Genomic DNA, 18,293 nt, shown 5'->3' with positions numbered 1-18,293 from the left:
TCGTCGGTGAGGCGGGCCCGGCCGGTCGGCAGGTAGCCGGGCGGACCCGGTCAGGACCAGGAGCAGCCCGCCTCGGTGACCTCGCCGAGAAAGTGTTCCCAGAGCACCTGCCGGGGGTCGTCCGGGACCGGACGCCCGGGGAGCCGGGGCCGAACCGACCCGGACGCGGTCAGCGCGGCCGCCGTCTCAGGGCTTCCCCTCACCGCTGCCCGCCACGGGGGCGGTGAGGTCCGTCTCCTCGGGGAGCTCCTCGACGTCGACGCCGCGTACCTGGGCCAGTTCGTGCTTGAGGGCGGCGAGTTCGGCGCCGCCGGCCATGTGGTTGGTGAGTTCCTCCAGGCTGACCCGGCTGCGGTCGGCGGAGAGTTCCATGGTGCCCAGGCGCAGCACGCTGAAGTGGTCGCCGACCATGTAGGCGTGGTGGGGGTTGTGGGTGATGAAGATGACGCCGAGGCCGCGGTCGCGGGCGGCGGCGATGTACTTCAGCACCACGCCGGACTGCTTGACGCCGAGGGCGGCGGTGGGCTCGTCCAGGATGAGGACGCGGGCGCCGAAGTAGACGGCGCGGGCGATGGCGACGCACTGGCGCTGGCCGCCGGAGAGGGTGCCGATGGGCTGTTCGAGGTCGTCGAGGACGATGCCCATGTTGCGCAGTTCCTCGTCGGCCGTCTTCTTCATGCGGTCGATGTCGAGCCGGCGGATCGGCCAGGGGCCCTTGGTCATCTCGGAGCCGAGGAAGAAGTTCCGCCAGACCGGCATGAGGGGGACGGTGGCGAGGTCCTGGTAGACGGTGGCGATGCCCCGGTCGAGGGCCTCGCGCGGGGTGGCGAAGCGGACGGCTTCGCCGTCGACGAGGAACTCGCCCTCGGTGTGCTGGTGCAGCCCGGAGACGATCTTGATGAGGGTGGACTTGCCGGCGCCGTTGTCGCCGAGGACGCAGGTGACCTTGCCGGGGTGGACGGCGAGGCTCACGCCGTGCAGGGCGCGGATGTTGCCGTAGGACTTGCCCGCGTTCCGCAGCTCGACCAGCGGGCGGTCCGCGTCCGGGGGCGGGGTGTCCGCGAGGACGGCTCCGTGCGTGCCGGTGTTGTCGGTCGTCATGGGGGTCACCTCCGGGTCGCCGTGCGCTGGACCCACAGATTGATGAGGACGGCGCCGAGGAGCATCACGCCGAGGAAGGCCTTGAACCAGTCCGGGTTCCAGCCGGCGTAGACGATGCCCTGCTGCACCATGCCGAACATGAACGCGCCGAAGACCGGGCCGATCGCGGAACCGTAGCCGCCGGTGAGCAGACAGCCGCCGATGACGGCCGCGGCGATGTAGATCAGCTCCTGGCCGACGCCCTCACCGGACTGCACGGTGTTGAAGGAGAACAGCTGGTGCATGCCGACGAACCAGGCGCCGAAGCCGACCAGCATGAACAGGGAGATCTTGGTGAAGGTCACCGGGACGCCGACGGCCCGCGCGGACTCCTTGTTGCCGCCGACGGCGAAGACCCAGTTGCCGTACTTGGTGCGCAGCAGCACCCAGGTCGCCAGCGCCGCGAAGACCAGCCACCACACTATGGTGATCTTCACCTGGACGCCGCCGACGTCGAAGGACGAGGCGAAGACCGCCTTGGCCTGGCCGAAGCCGTCCATGTCGCTGATGTCGTCGGTCGCCACGTTGCCGGTGACCAGCTTGGTCACCGCGAGGTTGACGCCCTGGAGGATGAGGAACGTCCCGAGCGTCACCAGGAAGCTCGGCAGCCCGGTCTTCACCAGCATCCAGCCGTTGAACAGGCCCACGCCGAGCGAGAACACCAGGGCGAGGATCACGCCCATCCAGACGTTCAGCGTCAGCTGGTAGCTGAGCATGGCCGCGGTGAGCGCCGAGCTGATGACGGCGACGCCGGACGACAGGTCGAACTCGCCGCCGATCATCAGCAGGGCCACGGGCAGCGCCATGATCCCGATGGTCGACGACTGGTACAGGATGTTCGCCATCGAGCTGCCGTCCCGCACGGGCGAGGCGGTGACGAGGAAGAACACGTACACCGCGACGGCGCCGAGGAAGACACCCACCTCGGGACGGGCGAGCAGTCGCAGGGCCAGGGGTCGTCGGGTGGTTCGGCCGTCGGTCTCCTTCGGGCCGGAGGCCGGCGGTGTGGTCACCGCCGGCCCGGCATGCTGGGTCATGCTCATCACCGGGTGCCCTTCGCGGCGTAGCCGGCGACCGCCTCGACGTTGGACTCGTCGACGAAGGCGGGACCGGTGAGCACCGGCTGCTCGCCACCGCCCATGTAGTTGCCGTTGTTCTTGTACAGCCACAGCGAGTCGATCGCCAGGTAGCCCTGGAGGTAGGGCTGCTGGTCGACGGCGAACTCGATGGTGCCCTTGCTGATGGCGCCGGTCAGGTCCTTGTTCAGGTCGAAGGTGGCGATCTTCGCCTTGCTGCCGCCCTCCGACACCGCCTGCGCGGCCGTGAGCGCGATGGGCGCGCCGAGGGTGATGACGTGGTCGACGGAGCTGTCCTGCTTGAGCTTGGCGGTGATCGTCGACTTCACCGAGGGCATGTCGGTGCCGTTGACGTAGAGGTTCTCGAGGGATCCGGAGAACGTCTTCTTCACCCCGTCGCAGCGCTGCGTGAGGCCGATGTTGCCCTGCTCCTGGATGACACAGACGGCCTTCTTGGCGCCGAGGGTGTTCAGCCTGTTGCCGAGGGCCTCGCCGGCGACCGTCTCGTCCTGGCCGAAGAACTCGAGCAGACCGAGCTTCTTCCACTCGCTGACACCGGAGTTGAGGCCGACCACGGGTATGTTCGCGGCCCTGGCCTTGCTGATGACGTCCTTCAGCGCGTCGGGCTTGGCGAGGGTGACCGCGATGCCGTCGACCTTCTGGTCGATGGCGTTCTGGATCAGGTTGGCCTGGTTGCCGGCGTTGGGGTCGGCGGAGTAGACCAGCTTGACGTTGTCCTTGGCCGCGGCGGCCTCGGCACCCTTGCGGACGATGTCCCAGAAGGTGTCGCCGGGCGACTGGTGGGTCACCAGCGCCACCGTCATGCGGGGCGTGGTGGCCTTGCCCGCGGCGGCCTCGCTCCCCCCTTCCTCGGCCTTCTTGCCGCCGGAGCTGCTGGAGCAGCCCGCGAGGGTCAGGGCCACCGCCGCGGCCATGGCCACGACCGGGGCGATTCTGCGGGAGCGGGAGGGAGAGCTGTCCATCTTTCCTGCACCTCACTGTGCGACAGGGGAAACGACGGGGAAGGGGAGTCGACGTGCGCGGGTCCGGAGCCCTGATCCGCGAGGGTAGGGACCGTACCGCTGTTGGGACGGGATCCAATCCCCTGGGGCGGCCACTGTCAATACTTTGTTAGGACATCATTTCACGAGCAGGTCCGAATGTTAGAACAAACTGTTGACACGCGGGCCGCCGCGCCCTACACCTGAGGAACGATCCTTACCCCGTGCGCACGGGCGTCACCCACCACCCCAGGAGGTGCCCCGATGGCGAGGACCGGCGACCGCGCCCGTACCGCGTCCGGCTCCGCGCTCGACGCGCTGCGCTTCACGCTGGACCGCACCAGCCCGGTGCCCCTCTACCACCAGCTCGCCCGGCAACTGGAGGCGGCCATCGAGCACGGGGCGCTCGCTCCCGGCAACCTGCTCGGCAACGAGATCGACCTGTCGACGCGCCTCGGCCTGTCCCGCCCGACGGTCCGCCAGGCGATCCAGTCCCTGGTCGACAAGGGCCTGCTGGTGCGCCGGCGCGGAGTGGGCACGCAGGTGGTGCACAGCCAGGTGAAACGGCCGCTGGAGCTGAGCAGCCTCTACGACGACCTCGAGGCGGCCGGACAGGGGCCGACCACCCGCGTCGTACGCAACGAACGCGTCCCGGCCGACGCCGGGGTGGCGGCCGCGCTCGGGATCGCGGAGGGCACCGAGGTCACGCTCCTGGAGCGGCTGCGCTCGACGCACGGACACCCGGTGGCCTTCCTGTGCAACTACCTGCCCCCGGCCCACCTGGACCTCGACACGGCACAGCTGGAGGAGACCGGCCTGTACCGGCTGCTGCGCGCGGCGGGCATCACCCTGCACAGCGCCCGGCAGACCATCGGCGCCCGCTCCGCCACCGCCGAGGAGGCCGCCCTGCTCACGGAGAAGAAGGGGGCGGCCCTGCTGACCATGCAGCGCACCGCATACGACGACACCGGGCGGCCGGTCGAGTACGGGACGCACATCTACCGCGCGTCCCGGTACGCGTTCGACTTCCAGCTGCTGGTGCGCCCGTAGGAGGGCTCAGCGCGGCGCCATCCGCAGCGCGCCGTCCATCCGGATGGTCTCGCCGTTGAGGTAGTCGTGGTCGACGATCGCCAGGGCGAGCTGGGCGTACTCCTCCGGCTGGGCGAGCCGGCGCGGGAAGGGCACGCCGGCGGCGAGCGAGGCGCGGAACTCCTCCGAGACGGTGGCCAGCATGGGCGTCTCCACGACGCCCGGGGCGATGGTGCACACGCGGATGCCGTACTGGGCGAGGTCGCGGGCCGCGGGGAGGGTCAGGCCGACGACGCCGCCCTTGGAGGAGGAGTAGGCGGCCTGGCCGATCTGGCCGTCGTAGGCGGCGATGGACGCGGTGTTGACGATCACTCCCCGCTGCCCGTTGTCGTCCGCCTCGGTCTGGGCGATGGCCTCCGAGGCCAGCGCGAGCACGTTGAAGGTGCCGATCAGGTTGATCTGGATCACCTTGGCGTACAGGCCGAGGTCGTGGACGCCCTTCTTGCCGAGGATCCGCATCGAGGGGCCGATGCCGGCGCAGTTGACGACCGTGCGCAGCGGGACGCCCGCGCCCGCCGCGGTGGCGACGGCGGCGCGCACCTGCTCGGGGTCGGTGACGTCGGCGGGGACGTAGGTGACGCCCGGAACCTCGGGGGCCTTGTCGATCCCGTCCTTGAGGTCGAGGGCGAAGACCCGCGCGCCCCGCTCGGCGAGCGCCTTCGCGGTGGCCGCGCCGAGGCCGGACGCACCGCCGGTGACGAGGGCGGCGGTGTTCTCGAGCTGCATCATCACTCCTTGCCGAGGACGGTGAGCACACCGCCCTCGTTCCGGTCCAGCGCACGGGAGATGATCATGCGCTGGATCTGGTTGGTTCCTTCGAAGATCTGCATGACCTTCGCCTCGCGCATGTAGCGCTCGACGGGAAAGTCGCGCGTGTATCCGTACCCGCCGAGGACCTGCACGGCGTCCGTGGTCACCTTCATGGCGTTGTCGGTGGCCACGAGCTTGGCGATGGAGGCCTCCCGGGTGAAGGGCAGACCGAGGTCCTTCAGCCGGGCGGCGGCGAGGGCGGTGGCGCGCGCCGACTCGATCGCGGCGCCCATGTCGGCGAGGACGAACGCCAGCCCCTGGTGCTCGATGATCGGCTTGCCGAAGGTCTCCCGCTCACGGGCGTAGCGCACCGCGTGGTCGAGGGCGCCCTGGGCGAGGCCGGTGGCGACGGCGGCGATGCCGAGGCGGCCGCAGTCCAGGGAGGCGAGCGCGATCCTCAAGCCCTGCCCCTCCTCCCCGATCCGCCGCTCGACCGGCACGCGCACGTCGTCGAGTCGCATGGTGGCGGTCGCCGAGCCGGTCAGACCCATCTTCCGCTCCGGCGGGTCGGCGCTCAGACCCGGGGTGTCTGCCGGGATCAGGAAGCAGGAGATGCCGTGGGCGCGGTCGTCGGAGGTGCGGGCCATCACCGTGTAGAAGTCGGCGTAGCCGCCGTGCGTGGTCCACGCCTTGGCGCCGTTGAGGACGTAAACGTCACCGTCGCGCACCGCGCGCGTGCGCAGGGCCGCCGGGTCGGAGCCGGCGTGCGGCTCGGACAGGCAGTAGGCGCCGAGCAGTTCCCCGCCCAGCATCTCCGGCAGCCACGTGCGCCGCTGGTCCGCGGTGCCGAACCGGGCCAGCGGGAAGCAGGACAGCGCGTGGACGGAGAGGCCCACGGCGACGCTCGACCAGACCGCGGCGACCTCCTCCAGCATCTGGAGGTACACCTCGTACGGCTGTCCGGCGCCGCCGTCCTCCTCGGCGAACGGCAGCCCGAGCAGCCCGCTGCGGCCCAGCGTGCGGAAGACGTCCCGGGGGAACGCCCCGTCCGCCTCCGCGTCGGCGACCCGGGGTGCGAGTTCCTTGGCGGCGAGGGTGCGCGTGAGCTGGATGAGTTCGACGGCTTCCTCGGTCGGCAGGGCGCGAGTGGCAGGCATGGTGACCTCCACGTAGGAGTACTGGAGTACTGGGAGTGATACTGGAGTGCGTACGAACGTATCATTCACAGTACGGCACCGGGACACACCACGGCATCCGCTGGGGCGGGAAAGGTGCCGTGGAGGTGGGAGGGCGGCCGGCGCGGGCGGTGGGGGAACGGGGGGGTCGACTTCGCGTCGCGTCGGCGTGGGCGTCGCCTCGGCGTCAGGAGGAGACGGCGTGCACGATCAGCGAGGCCAGCTGCTCGTAGGCCTCGGCGTCGGTCAGCCCGGTGCGCGCCTTGAGCTCGCCCTGCTGGATCTGGCGCATGGTCGCGGCGGCGACCTCGCCGACGAACGCGGCGTGCACCTCGCGGAAGGCGCCGCCGTCGACGCCCTCCGCGATCAGCCGGCGCACCCGCTCGGCGGCCATCCGCGTGTTCGCCTCGTACACCTCACGGGCCGGCGGGAACTCCGCCACGTCGTCGAGGAACCGTCGGGAGAGCGGGCGCAGCTGCTCGGCGACGGCCGTCAGGTACACCCGCACGCGGTCCGACGGGTCGACGGTCTGCGCCACCCGCTTCTCGACGGCCTCGGTCGCCCCGCGGAAATAATGCTTGACCGCTTCCACGACCAGCCCCTGCTTGCTGCGGGCGAGCTGGTACAGCGTGGTCTTGGAGCAGCGCAGCCGCTCGGCGAGGTCGTCCAGGGTGAGGTCCGAGAACCCCTCCGCCGTCACCAGCGTGACGAGTCGTTCCAGCAGGTCGGCCTGTCGGGCGGTGCGGCGGGGGGACGGCATGATCCCAGCCTATCCGCGCCGCACCCGCGCCATGCCGCCCGGCTCCGGACGCCCTCAGTGCGCCGAGTCCAGCCGCGCCCGCTGGTCCTGCGTCAGCTCCAGGTCCACGGCGGCCAGGTTCTCCTCCAGCTGCGCCACCGAGGACGCCCCCACGAGCGGGACGACCGGCAGCTCCGCGCCGAGCTGCCAGGCCAGCACGACCTGGTTGGCGGTGGCGCCGGTCTCCTTCGCCACCTCCCGCAGCACGGCGAGTCGGGCGGGCGTGCCCGGGTGGTCGTAGTCCGGCGGCAGGGGCTTGTCCGGGCGGACGTAGGCGCCGGTGAGCAGCGGCGAGTAGGCGACCAGGGTCAGGCCGGGCTCCGCCCGCAGGTAGCCGAGGAGCTCGCCGCCCGCGTGGCCGAGGCTGCCGTCGGGGAACAGCTCGCTGGGCACGTCGAAGCGGGGCCGCAGATAACTGTGCTGGTACTGGAGCACCTCGTAGCCGGGCAGGCCGGCTGCGGCGGCGAGGGCGCGGGCCCGCTCCACGCGCCACACGGCCTGGTTGCTCACTCCCAGCAGGCCGACCGTGCCCTGCGCGACGAGCGCGGCGAACCCCTCGACGGTCTCGCGCTGCGGGACGGTGTGGTCGTCGATGTGGGCGTAGAGCAGGTCCAGCTTCTCCACCCCGAGCCGCTCGCGGCTGCGCTCGGCCGACTCCCGGATCACCCGCGCGGACAGCCCCTCCGCGTTGTCGGTGTAGCCGGTGCCCGGGGCCAGCGGGCGGGCGCCGAGCTTGGTGGCGACGAGGATCTCGTCGCCGACGCCGCGGCTGCGCCGCCAGCGCCCGAGCAGTTCCTCGCTCTGGCCGCCCTGCCCGCCGTCCACCCAGAACGCGTAGTTGTCGGACGTGTCGACGAAGTTCCCGCCGGCCTCGACGTAGCGGTCGAGGATCGCGAAGGACGACTTCTCGTCCGTCACCGACCCGAACAGCATGGCGCCGAGCGCGAGCACGCTGACCTCGCGCCGGGTGGCGGGGTCGCTGCCGATGGTGCGGTACTTCATGGGGAACCCTCCCGTCGGGCCGACGGTCCTCGCCGGCTCGCACGGGAGTCTTCATGCTGAAGTGCGCTCCAAGGCAAGACCCTTTGCCGGCGGCCTGCCCCCCGACCGGGTCGCCGCCGGGGCGACGCCCGCCCCCGAACGCACCGAAGCCGCCTTCCCAGTGATGAGAAAGCGGCTTCCGACCTGCGATGAAGCTGGTCGGGACGACAGGATTTGAACCTGCGACCCCTTGACCCCCAGTCAAGTGCGCTACCAAGCTGCGCCACGTCCCGGTGCGCTCCCCGCGGAGTTCCGCGTGATCGCGCGAACAGCACTTTACCCCACACCGGGCGCTGCGCCGAAGGGGGCGCCGGCGCGGGACAATCGCCCCATGGGCAGCACAGGACGCAGGGACGACGACCGGCTCTCCGGCGTGCGGGACCGGGACGACGAGGGGCGGGCACGCAACGCCAGGCCCCGCGACGGGCTGGGGCGGCCCCTGCCGTACGGCACGCCCGGGGTGGAGCGGCAGCCCGAGGGCGTCGTGCGCACGCCGCGGCAGACGGTCGAGGAGGCGCAGGCCCTGCTGGACGCGGGGAAACCGTTCCACGCGCACGAGGTGTTCGAGGACGCCTGGAAGTCGGGTCCGGAGACGGAGCGCACGCTGTGGCGGGGGCTCGCGCAGCTCGCGGTGGGCCTGACCCACGCGGCGCGCGGCAACGTCACGGGCGGCGCGCGGCTGCTGCGGCGCGGAGCCGGGGCGCTGGAGGAGTGGGCCCGGGACACGGGACGGCGGCGTCCGCACGGGCTCGATCTCGCCGGTCTCACCGCGTGGGCGCGGGAACGGGCCGAGGCCGTGGAGGGCGCCGGCACCGCGGTGGACGCGCGCGAGTCGGCACCGCGCCTGCGGTGAGAGGACGGCCCGCCGCCGGCGCCCGGTGACCGAGGGGCGGATCCGGTGCCGTCACTGTCGGTGGCGTACGGCAGACTCGTGGTCGTGCGAGAGATTCATGTCATCGGTATCGGCGCGGGCGACCCCGACCAGCTGACCCTGCAGGCGGTCAGGGCGCTGCGGAGCACGGACGTGTTCTTCGTCCTGGACAAGGGCGAGGTGAAGAGCGACCTCACGCGGCTGCGCCGGGACATGCTGGACACGCACATACCGGAGGGGACGTACCGGGTCGTCGAGGCCCGCGATCCCGAGCGTGACCGCGGTGCGGGCGGCGCGGCCTACTCCCCCGCCGTCGGCGACTGGCGCAGCGCCCGCGCCGACATCTACGAGCGGCTGATCTCCGAGGAGCTCGGCGAGGACGAGAGCGGCGCGTTCCTGGTGTGGGGGGACCCTGCGCTCTACGACAGCACGCTCGCCATCCTGGAGGAGGTGCTGGCGCGGGGCACGGTGGCGTTCACGTACGACGTCGTGCCCGGGATCAGCAGTGTCTCGGCGCTCGTCGCCCGGCACCGCACGGGACTCAACCGGGTGGCCCGGCCCGTGCAGATCACCACGGGGCGGCGGCTCGCGGAGGGCTTCCCGGAGGGGGTGGACGACGTGGTGGTGATGCTCGACGCCCACCAGGCCTTCCGCAAGTACGCGGAGGAGGACGTCGACATCTACTGGGGCGCCTACATCGGCACCCCGGACGAGATCCTCGTCTCCGGTCCGATCGCCGAGGCCGGCCCCCGCATCGAGCGGCTGCGGGCCGAGGCGCGCGAGCGCAAGGGCTGGATCATGGACACGTACCTGCTGCGCCGCAACCCCGGGGACGTCTAGGGCCTGTCCCGTCCGGCGGATCATGCCGCAGACGCGGCGATCCGCACGCCCGTCTGCGGCATTGTCGTCGGCTGCCGATGTTCCGCCTCGCCGGTCTCCCGCGACGTGACCCGCCGGACAGGCCCAGGAGCGGCGCGTACGGGGCGTGCGTGTACGGGGCGGCGCGCACGGGGGCGGGACACGGGCGGACGGTTCCCGCACGCGGTGCCGGGCGGACGGTGTGACCGTGCCCTCGTGACAGCCACCCGGGAACCGGCAGGACCGGCGGGGTCACCGCCGCCGGCCGTGCGGCCGCCCGCGCCGGCCCACGACCTCCCCCGCCGGGCGGCGCAGCCGGCCCGGGCCCTGGCCGCGCCCTGCGAAATCCCGTGCCGGGCCGGGCGGGCGGCCGTCATACTCACCGCATGTCTGCCGCCCCCGTCCGGTTCCACGACCCCGGCACCACCGCGTGCGCCTACGCCTCGTCGGCGCTCGTCCACTGCCCGCGCTGCCGGCGCGTCGCCCACTTCGAGCGGCGCACGGGCCTCGCCCCCGACGCCCGCGGCCGGAGCGGATTCGAGCTCCGTCTGGTGTGCCGCTCCTGCGGCCTGTGCCGCGTCTCCACCGGACCGTCGGCTCCCGGTCGGCTGTTCCAGCCACCCCTGTGGCTGCGGACCAGGACCCGGCACGGAGTGGTGTGGGCGTACAACCTGGAACACCTCGACCTGCTCAGGCGGTTCGTGGCCGCCTCACTGCGGGAGCGGGACCCGTGGTACGAGCACGGCCGGAAGATGACCTACGTGGCCCGTCTCCCCGCCTGGATCAAGAGCGCCAAGAACCGCGCGGAGGTGCTCCGCGCGATCGACCGCCTGCGCGCCTCCGTCACGGCACGCTGAGACCGGCGGTCAGGGCCGGTCGAGCCCCAGCCGCTCCAGTGCCCCCGCCACGTCCGGCACCACGGTCACCGCGTCCGGCAGCGGCGGCCGCCGTACGACCACGACCGGCAGCCCGAGTTCCCGCGCGGCCGTGAGCTTCGCGGCCGTCGCCGCTCCGCCGCTGTCCTTGGTCACGACCACGTCGACGCGGTGCTCGCGCAGCAGCGCCAGTTCGTCGGCGACGGTGAACGGGCCGCGGGCCAGGACGAGGGCGACGTCCGGCGGCATCGGCGGCTCGGGGGGCTCCACCGACCGTACGACGAAGTGGAGTCCGGTGAGACGGGCGAAGGCCGCGAGGCCCAGCCGACCGGTCGTCAGGAAGACCCGGTGGCCGAGACCGGGCAGCAGTTCCGCCGCGTCCTCCAGGGAGGCGGCGGTGTGCCAGCGGTCCCCGGGGCCGGGCCGCCAGCCCGGCCGGCGCAGGACGAACAGGGGGCGTCCGGTGGTGGTCGCGGCCTGTGCCGCGTTGGCGGTGATGCCGGTGGCGAAGGGGTGGGTGGCGTCGACCACCGCGTCCACCCGCTGCTCGCGCAGCCACCCGGCGAGGCCCTCCGCTCCGCCGAACCCGCCGATCCGAACGTCCCCTGCGAGCACCCCCGGCCGGGACACCCGCCCCGCCAGCGACGAGGTCACCCGGACGCCGGGGCGGGCCGCCAGGGCGGCGGCGAGTTCCCGTGCCTCGGTGGTGCCGCCGAGAACCAGCACGTGGGTGTGCGGGGTTCCGGTGGATCGCGTCCCGGTGGGTTGCGCACGCCCGTGGGATCCGGTGGTCTCCGCACGCCTCGGTCCGTTCGTCACGCCGTCAGTCTAGGAAGACGCCCGGGGGAACCGGCCGACGGGCAGCCCTCTCCCACCGTCCGCCCACCCGGTCAGGACCACGACCGCGACCATGACGGCGGCCACGACCCCGGCCACGGCCTGCACGGTCCTTCCGGCGGACGGCCGAGCCCGGCGTTATCGTCCCGGTATGGGTGCAGTGCGGGTGGATGCGGTGCGTGCCGTCCTGATCGACGTCGACGGGGTCCTCACCGTCTCCTGGAAGCCGCTGCCGGGGACGGTCGAGGCGCTCCGGGCGGTCCGCGACGCCGGGTTCGGCGTCGCCCTCGTCACCAACACGACCTCGCGGACCCGGGCCACGATCGCCCGGACGCTGGCGGAGGCGGGGTTCCCGGTGGACGCCGACGACATCCTCACGGCCCCCGCGGTGACCGCCACGTACCTCGCCGAGCATCACCCCGGCGCCCGCTGCACGCTGCTGAACAGCGGTGACGTCCGCGAGGACCTGGCCGGGGTCACGCTGATCGACGACGACGGGGACGCCGGGGAGGCCGCCGACGTCGACGTGGTCGTCCTCGGCGGGGCCGGCCCGGAGTTCGGGTACGCGGCACTGGACCGGGCCTTCGGACACCTCCAGCGGGGCGCGCGGCTGGTGGCGATGCACCGGAACCCGTACTGGCGTACCGAGGACGGGCTGCGGCTCGACTCGGGCGCCTTCGTGGCCGGGCTCGAGGCGGCCGCGCGGGTGGAGGCGGAGGTGACGGGGAAGCCGTCGCCGGCGTTCTTCGCGGCGGCGCTCGGGCACCTGGGGGTGCGCGCGGACCAGGCGCTGATGGTGGGGGACGACGTCGAGTCGGACGTGCTGGCGGCACAGCGGGCGGGAATTCCCGGGGTGCTGGTGCGGACCGGGAAGTTCCTGCCGGAGACGCTCGAGGCGGCCGACGGCACCCCGGACCGGGTCGTCGACTCCTTCGCGGATCTGCCGCGGCTGCTGGGCCTAGGGCAGTAGCAGCTGCAGACCGCCGACCACGGTCGCCGCGATGACGAGCTGCTCGAACAGCCGCTGGTTGATGCGGTGCACCGCCCACTTGCCGAGCAGCGCCCCGGGGACGACGAACACGACGAGCGCGGCGTCCAGCAGCAGCGAGTGGCCGTCGATCAGGCCGAGGCCCACGCTGAACGGCACCTTCGAGACGTTGACGATCAGGAAGAAGAAGGCGGAGGTGCCGAGGAAGCCGAGTTTGCGGAAGCCCGCCGAGAGCAGGTACATCGACATCACGGGGCCGCCCGCGTTGGCGACCATCGTCGTGAAGCCGCCGAGGACGCCGTAGGAGCGGGCCTTGAGGCGGCCCGCCCGGGTGACGACGGCGTCGGGGTCGTCGGCCGCCTCCGCCGTGCGGCGCCGCCACACGGTGACCGCGGCCATGAACAGCAGGATCGCGCCGATCGACGTCCGTACGACCGCGTCGTCGGCCCACATGAGGAACGCGGTGCCGGCGACCACGCCGGCCGCGACCGCGGGGAACAGCCGCCACAGCGTGGGCCAGTGGGCGTGCCGCCGGTAGGTGAGGACGGCGAGGACGTCCCCGGCGATCAGGATGGGCAGCAGTACGCCCGTGGAGGCGCGGGCGGGCAGGACGGCTGCGAAGATCGCCAGGCTGACCGTGTTGGCCCCGCTCACGGCGGTCTTGGAGAAGCCGACCAGCAGGGCCGCGGAGGCGAGAGCGGCGAACTCCCAGCCGGTGAGGTGCGTCATCGTGTTCATGCGGAGACCGATGCTACGGCCAACCAACCGGCACCGGTGAGGAGCGTCCCGGCTGACGGTCCGCGCGCTCGTCCTCCGCCGGGCTCCTCCTACCGCCGTTCCACCAGCACCGCGCTCCCCTGTCCCACTCCGACGCACATCGTCGCCAGTCCCCGCTCCGCGCCCGTCCTGCGCATCCGGTGCAGCAGGGTGGTCAGGATCCGGGCGCCCGAGCAGCCCAGCGGATGACCGAGGGCGATGGCGCCGCCGCTGGGATTGACCAGGTCGGGGTCGATGCCCAACTGGTCCACGCAGGCCAGTGCCTGGGCGGCGAACGCCTCGTTGAACTCGGCGTCCTGGAGGTCGTCGACGCTCCATCCGGCGCGGCCGAGCACCTTGCGGGTGGCGGGAACCGGTCCGATGCCCATCACGTCGGGGTGGACGCCGGCGGAGGCGCCGGCGACGTAGCGGCCGAGGGACTCCAGTCCCAGCTCGTCCAGGGCCTCCTCGCTGACCAGGAGGAGGCCCGCGGCGCCGTCGTTCATCGGGGAGGCGTTGCCCGCCGTGACCGTGCCGCCCGGCCGGAAGACCGGCTTGAGCGCGGCGAGCCTGTCGTACGAGGTGTCCTCGCGGATGCCCTCGTCGGCGTCGACGACCACGCCGTCCGGGCGCGTGACCGGCAGGAGTTCGTCGTCGAAGTGGCCGTTCTTGCGGGCCAGGGCGGCCCGTCGGTGGCTGCGCAGGGCGAACTCGTCCTGGCGTTCGCGGGAGATGCCGTACCGCTCGGCGACCTCCTCGGCCGTCTCGCCCATGGACAGCAGGCCGTGCAGGTCCTTCATCGCCGGGTTGACCAGGCGCCAGCCCAGCCGGGTGTCGACGGTCTCGACGCGGTGCGGGAGGGCCTCCTCGGGGCGGGCGAGGACGAAGGGGGCGCGGCTCATCGACTCCGAGCCGCCCGCGAGCACGACGTCGGCCTCTCCGGCGGCGATCGTGCGGGCGGCGGCGGTGACGGCCTCCAGGCCGGAGGCGCACAGCCGGTTGACCGTGGCGCCGGGCACGCTCTCGGGGAGGCCGGCGAGCAGGGCGGCCATGCGGGCGACGTTGCGGTTGTCCTCGCCCGCCTGGTTGGCGGCGCCCCAGTAGACGTCGTCGACGCGGGCCGGGTCGAGGGCCGGCACGTCGGCGACGAGCGCGCGGATGACGGCGGCGGCGAGGTCGTCGGGCCGCACGGTGGACAGGGCACCGCGGATTTTTCCGACGGGGGTGCGGCGGGCGGCCGCGAAGTGGACGGGACGCACGACAGGACTCCTGACCGACGACGCCGTGGATCGCCACGACAACACTTAATTAGCACTGCTAGTTTCGGACTATAGACCGGTGACCGGCCTGCTGGGAAGATCCCGGGGAACCTCGCCGACGCAGCCGGAGGAGACATGACGGAGCACGTCCTCACGGGTACCCGGGGCCCGCTCGCCGCCTACGAGTGGCCGCACCCGCGGCCGCGGTACCTCGCCCTCCTGGTCCACGGCTACGGCGAGCACGCCGGCCGCTACGACGAGCCGGCCCGGGTGCTGTCCGGGCACGGAGCGGCGGTGTTCGCCGTCGACCACGTCGGGCACGGCAGGTCGTCCGGTGACCGCGTGGTGATCGAGGACTTCGAGGACGTGGTCACCGACGTGCACACCGTGGCCGCGCTCGCGCGCGCCACGCACCCGGGGCTGCCGTTGGTCGTGATCGGCCACTCGATGGGCGGGCTGATCGCCGCCCGCTACGCCCAGCGGTACGGCGACGGGCTCGCCGCGCTCGTGCTGTCCGGGCCGGTCATCGGCGCCTGGGAGCTGCCCGGGCGCCTGCTCGCCCTCGACGCGATCCCGGACACCCCGATCAGCCCGTCCGCGCTCTCCCGCGACCCCGCGGTGGGCGCCGCCTACTGCGCCGACCCGCTGGTCTGGCACGGGCCGATGAAACGGCCGACGCTCGAGGCGTTCGTACGGACCCTGGAGACCGTCGCCCGGGACGGCGACGTCGGCTCGCTCCCGCTGCTGTGGCTGCACGGCGACGACGACCGGCTGGTCCCGCTCGACGGCAGCCGGGTGGGCGTCGAGCGGCTCAGCGGCGGCCGGCTGACCGAGCGGATCTACCCCGGCGCCCGGCACGAGGTGTTCCACGAGACGAACCGGGCCGAGGTGTTCGCGGACGTGACGCGCTTCGTCGACGGCGTGCTCGCGCCCTGAGGCCGACCTGCTCACCACCTGCGGGACGCCGTGTTTGCTGGGGTTCGCCCGGGGCACCCGCGCCCCCATGGAGTGGTTGCGCGGTGCCGCCTGCGTGGGAGAGGACCCCGAGCTGTTCTTCCCCGTGGGCACGTCCGGACCGGCGCTGCGGGACACCGCGGACGCCAAGCGCGTGTGCGCCCGCTGCCCGGTGACCGCCGCCTGCCTGGACTTCGCCCTCGACAGCGGGCAGACGTCGGGCGTGTGGGGCGGGACGGCCGAGGAGGAACGCGCCGAACTGCTCCGTACCGCCCGATACGACGCGACTAGGAGTACCCCGGTATGACTGTGGTGAAGAGCCCGCTTCCCGAACCGGCCCGTCAGGTCACCTTCGACGCGTTGCAGAGCACCCTCGTCGATCTGCTGGGTCTCTCCCTGATCGGCAAGCAGGCGCACTGGAACATCGTGGGCCCCCGCTTCCGCTCGATCCACCTCCAGCTCGACGAGGTCGTCTCGACGGCCCGAAGCTACGCGGACACCGTCGCCGAGCGTGCCGCCGCCCTCGGCCTGCCGCCGGACGGCCGCCCGGAGACGATCGCCTCGGCGTTCACCCTGCCGGCCCCGAAGGACGGCTGGCTGCGCGACGAGGACGTCGTGCAGGTGATCGCGGAGACCCTGGGGGCGGCCATCGGACGCCTGCGGGAGCGGATCGAGACGACCGAGAAGGCCGACCCGGTCACGCAGGACCTGCTGATCGGCATCACCGCCGACCTGGAGAAGCAGCGGTGGATGTTCGAGGCGGAGAACTGGCCGCGCGACTGACCCACCGGACCAGGAGACACCCACGACCCGAGGGGCACCCACCGACCCGAGGGGCACCCACCGAAGGAAGGGGCACGCCATGACCGACGCCCTCGAACTCGACGCGCTGTGGGCGGACTTCCACCGCGTGGTGAACATGACCTCGCAGGAGCTGGCCGCCTGGCTGCGGGTGCGGGACGCCGACGAGAACGCGGAGCCGCTGCCCGAGGAGGCCGGCACCCCGACCGGGCAGCACGTGCTGGCGATCCTGCAGAAGCGGCGCACCGACCTGACCGACGACGACATCCGGGTGATGTACCGGGTCGTGGACACGGTGACGGCGCAGACGGACCTGGAGGACGAGCCGGCGGCGGAGGACACCCGCCTGCGTCACCGCCTCATGACGATCGGCCACGACCCGCTCAAGCCCTGAGCCCCCGAGCCGCGCCGCTCGGGGCCCGAGCCCCGGGCCACCCGCTCACGTCAGGCGGCTGAGCGCGGCCGACACCAGCGTCTGCACGCCCGGGACGACCACGGACAGGTCCGGGGCGAACAGCGGGCTGTGGTTGCCGGGCACGCCGGCGAGCTTCTCCGCCAGTTCCCCGCCCGGCGCCGCCTCCCACACCCCGGCCGGCGTGGAGGTCACGTACCAGTAGTCGTACGGAACTCCGCCCGGCGCGAGGAGGGAGAAGTCCTCGCTGCCCATCGCCTGGCCGAAGTCGAACACCGTGTGGGCGCCGAACAGTTCGCGGTGCACGGCCGCGATCTCCTCGTCGAGGGCCGGGTCGTTGACCGTCACCGGGCACCCCGGGACCACCGTGATGCCGGGCGGCGCCGGGCAGCCGGCCGCCCGGCACTCCCCCTCGACCACGCGCCGGATCACGGCGAGGACGCGCTCGCGCACCCGGGGGTCCTGGGTGCGCAGGTTCAGGGAGAGCCGGGCCTCGGCGGGGATGATGTTGGGCTTCGTCCCCGCGTGGAACCGCCCCACCGTCAGCACCACGGAGTCCCTCGCCGCGACCTCGCGCGAGACGACGGTCTGCAGCCGGGTGACGACGTACGCGGCCGTCACGAGCGGGTCGACCGCCGACTCGGGTCGCGAACCGTGTCCCCCGACGCCGTGCACGACGACCTCGACGTCGTCGGAGGCCGACAGGGTCAGCCCCGGGGTGTGCGGATAGAAGCCGGCGAGGCCGGGGGCCACGTGCTGGCCGAGGACGACGTCGGGGCGCGGGAACCGTTCGTGCACACCGTCCGCGACCATCGCCGCCGCCCCGCCCCCCGCCTCCTCGGCGGGCTGCCCGACCACGACGAGCGTGCCGGACCACGTCCCGCGGGCGGCGGCGAGCGCCTCGGCGGCGCCGGCGAGCCAGGTGACGTGCAGGTCGTGGCCGCAGGCGTGCATCACGCCCTCGACGGTGGAGGCGTACGCGAGTCCGGTCGCCTCCCGTACCGGCAGCGCGTCCATGTCGCCGCGCAGCCACACCACCGGCCCGTCCCCGTCGGCCAGTACCCCCACGACTCCGGTACGGCCGACGCCCTCCGTCACCTCGTACCCGGCCGCCCGCAGCCGTGCCGCGAGACGGGCGGCCGTGCGGTGCTCCTCGAAGGACAGCTCGGGGTGGCGGTGCAGGTCCCGGTAGAAGTCCTCCAGGTCCGCCGTCCTCAGTCCGGAGGTCACCTCACGGGCGAGACCCGCGACGACGGCCGGCTCACTCATACCGCTCCCCTCTCCTCGTGCCCCGCCTCCGCGTACGGGACGCGCGCACCTCGGTGTGCCGCGGGACGCCGGGTCCACCTCGCAGCCTAGGAGAGCGGGCCGCCCCGTGCCCCGGCGTGACGCCGCGCCGGCGTCGGACCGCCGCCCGACGCTCAGCCCGCGCACGCGTCGGCGCCGCAGGCGTCCACCCGGTTCTCTGTCCGCCGGTGAGACCCCCCCAACCCCGCTCCGCGCCCCGGGACTGCGGGCCGACGCTCCTGACGGAGACGGTCCGCGCGGCCGCGGCCGGCGGGTGCCCGGCCGGACCGCACCGGAACAACAGCACGGCCTGGCAGGCGGACT

Annotated in this window: 20 protein-coding genes and 1 tRNA gene; 9 read left to right on the top strand and 12 right to left on the bottom strand. The window is 73.0% G+C overall.

The window, feature by feature from the left end:
* Nucleotides 1-186: 186 nt before the first annotated feature.
* From ACIBBD_RS11075 to ACIBBD_RS11065, 3 genes are read right to left on the bottom strand one after another with little or no spacing between them, the layout of a single operon-like run.
* The gene (locus ACIBBD_RS11075; RefSeq protein WP_399419025.1) at nt 187-1,101 is read right to left on the bottom strand and encodes an ATP-binding cassette domain-containing protein; all 915 of its coding nucleotides are present in this window, start codon (nt 1,099-1,101) and stop codon (nt 187-189) included.
* A gap of 5 nt (nt 1,102-1,106) precedes the next feature.
* A complete protein-coding gene (locus ACIBBD_RS11070; RefSeq protein WP_399419024.1) occupies nt 1,107-2,183 on the bottom strand; it encodes an ABC transporter permease in 1,077 nt (358 codons plus the stop codon).
* On the bottom strand, nt 2,183-3,199 hold the full coding sequence (locus ACIBBD_RS11065) for a sugar ABC transporter substrate-binding protein (RefSeq protein ID WP_399419023.1): 1,017 nt from the start codon (nt 3,197-3,199) through the stop codon (nt 2,183-2,185). The genes ACIBBD_RS11070 and ACIBBD_RS11065 overlap by 1 nt, the downstream gene beginning before the upstream one ends.
* Nucleotides 3,200-3,481: 282 nt before the next feature.
* Here ACIBBD_RS11065 and ACIBBD_RS11060 point away from each other — a divergent pair, with 282 nt between their 5' ends.
* Nucleotides 3,482-4,267: a GntR family transcriptional regulator gene (locus tag ACIBBD_RS11060; protein ID WP_399419022.1), complete on the top strand. Its 786-nt coding sequence runs from the start codon at nt 3,482-3,484 to the stop codon at nt 4,265-4,267.
* 6 nt (nt 4,268-4,273) lie between these two features.
* Here ACIBBD_RS11060 and ACIBBD_RS11055 read toward each other — a convergent pair whose 3' ends face one another.
* The 5 genes from ACIBBD_RS11055 to ACIBBD_RS11035 all read right to left on the bottom strand — a co-directional run bounded on the left by ACIBBD_RS11055 (nt 4,274) and on the right by ACIBBD_RS11035 (nt 8,304).
* Nucleotides 4,274-5,032 (bottom strand): SDR family NAD(P)-dependent oxidoreductase, encoded by a 759-nt coding sequence (locus ACIBBD_RS11055; RefSeq protein WP_399419021.1) that lies wholly within the window; start codon nt 5,030-5,032, stop codon nt 4,274-4,276.
* 2 nt (nt 5,033-5,034) lie between these two features.
* On the bottom strand, nt 5,035-6,213 hold the full coding sequence (locus ACIBBD_RS11050; RefSeq protein WP_399419020.1) for an acyl-CoA dehydrogenase family protein: 1,179 nt from the start codon (nt 6,211-6,213) through the stop codon (nt 5,035-5,037).
* 205 nt (nt 6,214-6,418) lie between these two features.
* Nucleotides 6,419-6,991, bottom strand: a complete 573-nt coding sequence (locus tag ACIBBD_RS11045) for a TetR/AcrR family transcriptional regulator (RefSeq protein WP_399419019.1) — start codon at nt 6,989-6,991, stop codon at nt 6,419-6,421.
* Nucleotides 6,992-7,045: 54 nt separating this feature from the next.
* Nucleotides 7,046-8,032, bottom strand: a complete 987-nt coding sequence (locus tag ACIBBD_RS11040) for an aldo/keto reductase (protein WP_399419018.1) — start codon at nt 8,030-8,032, stop codon at nt 7,046-7,048.
* 195 nt (nt 8,033-8,227) lie between these two features.
* Nucleotides 8,228-8,304 (bottom strand) — tRNA-Pro (locus tag ACIBBD_RS11035).
* A 98-nt stretch (nt 8,305-8,402) separates the two neighbouring features.
* On the opposite strand from ACIBBD_RS11035, the gene ACIBBD_RS11030 reads away from it, so the two are divergent.
* The 3 genes from ACIBBD_RS11030 (at nt 8,403) to ACIBBD_RS11020 (ending at nt 10,657) form a co-directional block, all read left to right on the top strand.
* Entirely contained in the window at nt 8,403-8,924 is a 522-nt protein-coding gene (locus ACIBBD_RS11030) for a DUF309 domain-containing protein (protein WP_399419017.1), read from the top strand.
* Nucleotides 8,925-9,008: 84 nt separating this feature from the next.
* The gene (gene cobF / locus ACIBBD_RS11025) at nt 9,009-9,782 is read left to right on the top strand and encodes a precorrin-6A synthase (deacetylating) (RefSeq protein WP_399419016.1); all 774 of its coding nucleotides are present in this window, start codon (nt 9,009-9,011) and stop codon (nt 9,780-9,782) included.
* Nucleotides 9,783-10,186: 404 nt separating this feature from the next.
* Entirely contained in the window at nt 10,187-10,657 is a 471-nt protein-coding gene (locus ACIBBD_RS11020) for a hypothetical protein (RefSeq protein WP_399419015.1), read from the top strand.
* A 9-nt stretch (nt 10,658-10,666) separates the two neighbouring features.
* Here ACIBBD_RS11020 and ACIBBD_RS11015 read toward each other — a convergent pair whose 3' ends face one another.
* Entirely contained in the window at nt 10,667-11,401 is a 735-nt protein-coding gene (locus ACIBBD_RS11015) for a cobalt-precorrin-6A reductase (protein ID WP_399419109.1), read from the bottom strand.
* A 262-nt stretch (nt 11,402-11,663) separates the two neighbouring features.
* Here ACIBBD_RS11015 and ACIBBD_RS11010 point away from each other — a divergent pair, with 262 nt between their 5' ends.
* The gene (locus tag ACIBBD_RS11010) at nt 11,664-12,482 is read left to right on the top strand and encodes an HAD-IIA family hydrolase (RefSeq protein ID WP_399419014.1); all 819 of its coding nucleotides are present in this window, start codon (nt 11,664-11,666) and stop codon (nt 12,480-12,482) included.
* On the opposite strand, the gene ACIBBD_RS11005 is transcribed toward ACIBBD_RS11010, so the two are convergent.
* Nucleotides 12,471-13,238: a sulfite exporter TauE/SafE family protein gene (locus ACIBBD_RS11005; protein WP_399419013.1), complete on the bottom strand. Its 768-nt coding sequence runs from the start codon at nt 13,236-13,238 to the stop codon at nt 12,471-12,473. The two genes, ACIBBD_RS11010 and ACIBBD_RS11005, sit on opposite strands and share 12 nt — an antisense overlap.
* Nucleotides 13,239-13,327: 89 nt before the next feature.
* Entirely contained in the window at nt 13,328-14,515 is a 1,188-nt protein-coding gene (locus ACIBBD_RS11000) for a thiolase family protein (RefSeq protein WP_399419012.1), read from the bottom strand.
* A gap of 135 nt (nt 14,516-14,650) precedes the next feature.
* On the opposite strand from ACIBBD_RS11000, the gene ACIBBD_RS10995 reads away from it, so the two are divergent.
* The 4 genes from ACIBBD_RS10995 to ACIBBD_RS10980 all read left to right on the top strand — a co-directional run bounded on the left by ACIBBD_RS10995 (nt 14,651) and on the right by ACIBBD_RS10980 (nt 16,664).
* The gene (locus ACIBBD_RS10995; RefSeq protein WP_399419011.1) at nt 14,651-15,451 is read left to right on the top strand and encodes a lysophospholipase; all 801 of its coding nucleotides are present in this window, start codon (nt 14,651-14,653) and stop codon (nt 15,449-15,451) included.
* Nucleotides 15,452-15,518: 67 nt separating this feature from the next.
* Entirely contained in the window at nt 15,519-15,776 is a 258-nt protein-coding gene (locus tag ACIBBD_RS10990) for a WhiB family transcriptional regulator (RefSeq protein ID WP_399419010.1), read from the top strand.
* The gene (locus ACIBBD_RS10985) at nt 15,773-16,252 is read left to right on the top strand and encodes a Dps family protein (RefSeq protein WP_399419009.1); all 480 of its coding nucleotides are present in this window, start codon (nt 15,773-15,775) and stop codon (nt 16,250-16,252) included. Before ACIBBD_RS10990 ends, ACIBBD_RS10985 begins: the two co-directional genes overlap by 4 nt.
* A gap of 79 nt (nt 16,253-16,331) precedes the next feature.
* Nucleotides 16,332-16,664 (top strand): DUF3140 domain-containing protein, encoded by a 333-nt coding sequence (locus ACIBBD_RS10980; protein WP_399419008.1) that lies wholly within the window; start codon nt 16,332-16,334, stop codon nt 16,662-16,664.
* A gap of 45 nt (nt 16,665-16,709) precedes the next feature.
* Here ACIBBD_RS10980 and ACIBBD_RS10975 read toward each other — a convergent pair whose 3' ends face one another.
* Complete coding sequence (locus ACIBBD_RS10975; protein WP_399419007.1) at nt 16,710-17,951, bottom strand: amidohydrolase; 1,242 nt, start codon at nt 17,949-17,951, stop codon at nt 16,710-16,712.
* Nucleotides 17,952-18,293 lie beyond the last annotated feature (342 nt).

The organism is Streptomyces sp. NPDC051315, assembly GCF_044455165.1.
GTDB lineage: Bacteria > Actinomycetota > Actinomycetes > Streptomycetales > Streptomycetaceae > Streptomyces.
Note: the sequence above shows the minus strand (reverse complement) of the source record. Positions and strands in the feature narration are given on the sequence as shown.

Bases quoted from the DNA above. Each gene is read 5' to 3' on its own strand.
- ACIBBD_RS11075 (WP_399419025.1), bottom strand. From the start codon at position 1,101: ATGACGACCGACAACACCGGCACGCACGGAGCCGTCCTCGCGGACACC.
- ACIBBD_RS11070 (WP_399419024.1), bottom strand. From the start codon at position 2,183: ATGAGCATGACCCAGCATGCCGGGCCGGCGGTGACCACACCGCCGGCC.
- ACIBBD_RS11065 (WP_399419023.1), bottom strand. From the start codon at position 3,199: ATGGACAGCTCTCCCTCCCGCTCCCGCAGAATCGCCCCGGTCGTGGCC.
- ACIBBD_RS11060 (WP_399419022.1), top strand. From the start codon at position 3,482: ATGGCGAGGACCGGCGACCGCGCCCGTACCGCGTCCGGCTCCGCGCTC.
- ACIBBD_RS11055 (WP_399419021.1), bottom strand. From the start codon at position 5,032: ATGCAGCTCGAGAACACCGCCGCCCTCGTCACCGGCGGTGCGTCCGGC.
- ACIBBD_RS11050 (WP_399419020.1), bottom strand. From the start codon at position 6,213: ATGCCTGCCACTCGCGCCCTGCCGACCGAGGAAGCCGTCGAACTCATC.
- ACIBBD_RS11045 (WP_399419019.1), bottom strand. From the start codon at position 6,991: ATGCCGTCCCCCCGCCGCACCGCCCGACAGGCCGACCTGCTGGAACGA.
- ACIBBD_RS11040 (WP_399419018.1), bottom strand. From the start codon at position 8,032: ATGAAGTACCGCACCATCGGCAGCGACCCCGCCACCCGGCGCGAGGTC.
- ACIBBD_RS11030 (WP_399419017.1), top strand. From the start codon at position 8,403: ATGGGCAGCACAGGACGCAGGGACGACGACCGGCTCTCCGGCGTGCGG.
- ACIBBD_RS11020 (WP_399419015.1), top strand. From the start codon at position 10,187: ATGTCTGCCGCCCCCGTCCGGTTCCACGACCCCGGCACCACCGCGTGC.
- ACIBBD_RS11010 (WP_399419014.1), top strand. From the start codon at position 11,664: ATGGGTGCAGTGCGGGTGGATGCGGTGCGTGCCGTCCTGATCGACGTC.
- ACIBBD_RS11005 (WP_399419013.1), bottom strand. From the start codon at position 13,238: ATGAACACGATGACGCACCTCACCGGCTGGGAGTTCGCCGCTCTCGCC.
- ACIBBD_RS10995 (WP_399419011.1), top strand. From the start codon at position 14,651: ATGACGGAGCACGTCCTCACGGGTACCCGGGGCCCGCTCGCCGCCTAC.
- ACIBBD_RS10990 (WP_399419010.1), top strand. From the start codon at position 15,519: ATGGAGTGGTTGCGCGGTGCCGCCTGCGTGGGAGAGGACCCCGAGCTG.
- ACIBBD_RS10985 (WP_399419009.1), top strand. From the start codon at position 15,773: ATGACTGTGGTGAAGAGCCCGCTTCCCGAACCGGCCCGTCAGGTCACC.
- ACIBBD_RS10980 (WP_399419008.1), top strand. From the start codon at position 16,332: ATGACCGACGCCCTCGAACTCGACGCGCTGTGGGCGGACTTCCACCGC.
- ACIBBD_RS10975 (WP_399419007.1), bottom strand. From the start codon at position 17,951: ATGAGTGAGCCGGCCGTCGTCGCGGGTCTCGCCCGTGAGGTGACCTCC.